The 3,901-nt window shown below is 37.4% G+C and carries 2 protein-coding genes and 6 tRNA genes; 6 read left to right on the forward strand and 2 right to left on the reverse strand.

Annotated features, from left to right (window positions below; translation table 11 throughout):
• Positions 1-270 precede the first annotated feature (270 nt).
• Positions 271-1,131 carry a helix-turn-helix domain-containing protein gene (locus EIZ58_RS32575; RefSeq protein WP_167578114.1) on the reverse strand — a complete coding sequence of 287 codons (861 nt, stop codon included), beginning with the start codon at positions 1,129-1,131 and terminating at the stop codon, positions 271-273.
• 743 nt (positions 1,132-1,874) lie between these two features.
• A complete protein-coding gene (locus EIZ58_RS32580) occupies positions 1,875-3,020 on the reverse strand; it encodes a replication initiator protein A (RefSeq protein WP_134705216.1) in 1,146 nt (381 codons plus the stop codon).
• Between the two features lie 203 nt (positions 3,021-3,223).
• On the opposite strand from EIZ58_RS32580, the gene EIZ58_RS32585 reads away from it, so the two are divergent.
• The 6 genes from EIZ58_RS32585 (at position 3,224) to EIZ58_RS32610 (ending at position 3,754) form a co-directional block, all read left to right on the forward strand.
• A tRNA-Glu gene (locus tag EIZ58_RS32585) sits at positions 3,224-3,300 on the forward strand.
• A gap of 5 nt (positions 3,301-3,305) precedes the next feature.
• A tRNA-Val gene (locus tag EIZ58_RS32590) sits at positions 3,306-3,381 on the forward strand.
• Positions 3,382-3,402: 21 nt separating this feature from the next.
• Positions 3,403-3,479, forward strand: a tRNA-Met gene (locus EIZ58_RS32595).
• A gap of 10 nt (positions 3,480-3,489) precedes the next feature.
• Positions 3,490-3,566: transfer RNA gene (locus tag EIZ58_RS32600), tRNA-Asp, on the forward strand.
• A gap of 9 nt (positions 3,567-3,575) precedes the next feature.
• Positions 3,576-3,651 (forward strand) — tRNA-Lys (locus EIZ58_RS32605).
• Positions 3,652-3,669: 18 nt separating this feature from the next.
• A tRNA-Leu gene (locus EIZ58_RS32610) sits at positions 3,670-3,754 on the forward strand.
• Positions 3,755-3,901 lie beyond the last annotated feature (147 nt).

The following is a 3,901-nucleotide window of genomic DNA, read 5'->3' on the forward strand; positions in this document are numbered from 1 at the left end:
TTGGGCTCATGCCCTGGGAGAGTAGGACGTTGCCAGGTTATCAAACCCTTATCCTAATAGGATAAGGGTTTTTTACTGTTCATTTTTATAGAGAGTAAAAAAGTCCTTATATTTCTCTTTTAAGGTAAAAATACAATAATAAAGTAATCCCCCCTCTCTAAACGCAACGTTTAACGAGCTAGATCGGTATTCTAAGCCGTTTTCGAGGGGGATCCTAGTTAAGACAAGGATATAATCTTAAAATAGCGTAGTGCCTAGTTTTTGTGCGTTTTAAATTAATTCTTTTAATTTTATTTCATACTCAATTTGAGTAATCTCTCCCAATTGTAAGAGTAAATCCAAAGCTTCTTTTTGCTTTAGGGAATCGACGACAGTATGTTGAACTTTATTTTGTGAGTTCTTGCATTGATTAATGATATAGTCAGGCAGATCATTTTTTATTTTTGTTTGGGTAGGGATAAATCCAGTCTCTAAAATTTTATTAATGTATCCAACCACATTTTTGATATCTGGGCGCTCTAATGTTTCCTTTACAGCATTAATGATGGTTTTTTCGTTTTCCATTTTTCTCCATTTATTCAAAGTAGCTGTATTCACCTTAATTCCGTAAGAAGTTAACAAATCTTCTAGATCATTAGATGAGTCAACAACAACACTTTTTTTAGGTTTTTGATCTATGTTGTTGTTATTCAATGATTTTGTTTTTAATGATTTTGTTAAATGATTATGTTCGGGTGCATGCTGTGCACCACCCCGGTGCATGCTGTGCACTACCCCTGGTGCATGCTGTGCACTACCCTGGTGCATACTGTGCACTACCTTTGGTGTTTCGATAGTATAAAGATTAGATGTGTTTCGGATTTTTCGATGTTTGGTAACATCTAAACGGATTTCTTTCTTTAGGAGTCCTCTTTCCACTAATGTAGCCACACAATCGATAGCTTTTCTTCGACTCATCCGACCTAATTTCGCGATAGTACTATATGAAGGAAATGCGGTGGCTTCTCTTGCATTTGCAAAAGACCGTAATACTATATAGACCATTTGCTCATAAATATCGAGATCAGGGATATCCATAATATCCACGGGTACTACGAAAACTCTCAAATTATCCTGTAAAAACTCTGCCATTTTCCTATTTCTCTCCTTTGATTGTCTACAGGAGAAGTATTGCCGATCCCAGACTTTGCGTGATAGAATGAATGCAAGCAAAGCACTAAAATGCATAGTAAGGATCATACTTATACTTCACTGTATGACTCTTGATTTGACGAGAAAGACGCCTTTAGCCGGGGAAGCTAAATGGGGGCGTCTTTCTCGTTTTTTAATGTTTAACTGAGCGCCTTGAGCTTGTCCAGTATATACTTGATTACTCGGTCAAAAAACACCATATCTACTTTAGCATAGGACTCAAAAATAGGCATTACTTACCTACACTTTACGTTGCATATCCAACTAAGCATCTTTTACAAAAAAAACCATTGTATATCAAAGTTTTTACTTACCTACACTTTACGTTGATTTACAAAAAATAACAAAAATTCAATTTTATTGTATTTTATTACAAAAAAAACCATTGTATATCAAAGTTTTTACTTACCTACACTTTACGTTGTGTATCAAACTATTCGGATTTTGGGTGAAAACAGGCCTAATTTACTTACCTACAGTTTACATTGGAAAAAAACAACTTACTTTTTGGAAGCAATTATATGAGATTTACTTACCTACAGTTTACGTTCGTGAAGTAAAACTGTAATTTTATATGATATACATTCATTTTTACTTACCTACAGTTTACAAAGAAGCATTATGTTAACTGTAAAAAAATACATTTATTCCATTTGAACAAAGAAAAATCCTAAAAAAAATTTTTAGGATAGGAAAAGATCAATGTGTAGTTGTTCAGATTGCTGTTGAAGAGGCTCACGTAAAAGACTTTTAGAGGTAATGGCTTCCGATAGAACTAATCTAAAAAGATATCTTCCTCGTCCTTCATTAATAATTTCATACCGTTCAAGAATTTGATTCTCTACTAATTCTTTAATCGCATTCTCTAATATGTTTTTTTGTATGGCTGGGCGAGCTACACTCATGCCTAACATATCGACAAAGTAAGTCAGTTCTTGCTCGATCATTCTATGTTTAGGGGCTAGACTGCATAGCAAAACATAAAGGATTTGAGCCGTGTCGGACTGAAGATCTCGGATGAGCGGCATACTTATATAGGAATAAAAACCTTGTTTTAAACTTTTATAGACGAGATCCCCTAAAAAGACCTCATAGTATTGTGCGTTACTTTCACCTTTTTTAAAGTTAGTCTTTTGAATAGAAGAGATTAAACGATACATCCCCTGTTTTTCTACTTCTAATTCCTCGGTTTGTTGGGTTTGATGGAGAAAGATTCGAGTGTTAAATAGGGAGTTCAAAGCTTCATCAATGAGACGATAGCCACTACCTTTGGTGGGAAAGCCGATTAGGTTTGCTAGTTCATAGTAAGTAAAGATAACTCGTTGACCTTCTCCTTTAGTTTTCCAAAGGGCTTGTAATCCCATAAATACTTTTTGGTCCATTGCAGATAGAATTTCTCCAGTATGGTATTCAATTAACATATCTTCTTTTTGGACCCGAAGAGGTTCAGACAAAAATTGAAGAGCAGGAATCCGATTGTTATTCTCTTCTTTTCGTTTGCTGGCTGCAGAGAAAGCTTTGACTGATTGTCGTTCAATGGGATCGCGATGATGCTGATAGAGTTCCCACTTCAATTTTTTGGTTTCTTGTAAAAGAGCTCGCTTGATCGCAAAATCAGGATCGTTGGTCGTTTCATTTTGTTTTTCGAGGTAGTTGAGTATCTTCTTATCGATTTCTTTTAAGTGGTTTGCAGCTTCGGTCAGTTTTTGTTGGAATTCAAGTTTAATCGTAGGGAGATGGCAAAGGTTTTCAGTTCCAAGTTGCCTAGTTAAATCTTCTAGCTCTTTGGTTAAACTGTTTAATAGATTTGCTGCTTCTTTTTTATTCATGAAACGGTCCTTCTTTCTTATCACATGGAACCTAATATCAATAGTGTACTATAAAATGAAATTTTGTCTGAAGGTTGTTGAGAAGTTGAAATAAGAGGGGTTGCGCTAGAGGAAATCTATAAATTGGTGATCTTTAAAAACATAAATTACTACTTGATAAGTTTTTGATAGCATGGTATATTTACACCTGTCGCTTTTGATGTGGCCCGTTGGAGAAGCGGCTTAACTCACATGCCTTTCACGCATGCATTCAGGGGTTCGAATCCCCTACGGGTCACCATATATGGGCGCTTAGCTCAGCTGGGAGAGCACCTGCCTTACAAGCAGGGGGTCGGCGGTTCGATCCCGTCAGCGCCCACCATATTACTAATAATTGAATTATCGCGGGGTGGAGCAGCACGGTAGCTCGTCGGGCTCATAACCCGAAGGTCGCAGGTTCAAATCCTGTCCCCGCAACCAAAAACATGTTGGAGCTGTGGTGAAGTTGGAGTTCACGCCGGTCTGTCACACCGGAGGTCGCGGGTTCGAGTCCCGTCAGCTCCGCCAGTTGTTTTTGAGCCATTAGCTCAGTTGGTAGAGCACCTGACTTTTAATCAGGGTGTCACTGGTTCGAGTCCAGTATGGCTCACCATTATATATGTACAATGAGGCCGAAGTGGCGGAATTGGCAGACGCGCACGACTCAAAATCGTGTTCCGTAAGGAGTGTCGGTTCGACCCCGACCTTCGGTACCATATAGGTTTCCCATTTGTTAAAGGTAATTGCTTTCTAATAAATGGAGCTTGATGAAAAGAGTTTGTTCATGTTATATTTTTTCTCCGGGTTTTAAAACAAAAAGTTAAAACCACTTGGAAAAAAATATGTATTGCAACAACGAGAGA

Origin of the sequence: Ammoniphilus sp. YIM 78166 (genome assembly GCF_004522215.1) — a bacterium.
In the GTDB taxonomy this organism is placed as follows: domain Bacteria; phylum Bacillota; class Bacilli; order Aneurinibacillales; family RAOX-1; genus YIM-78166.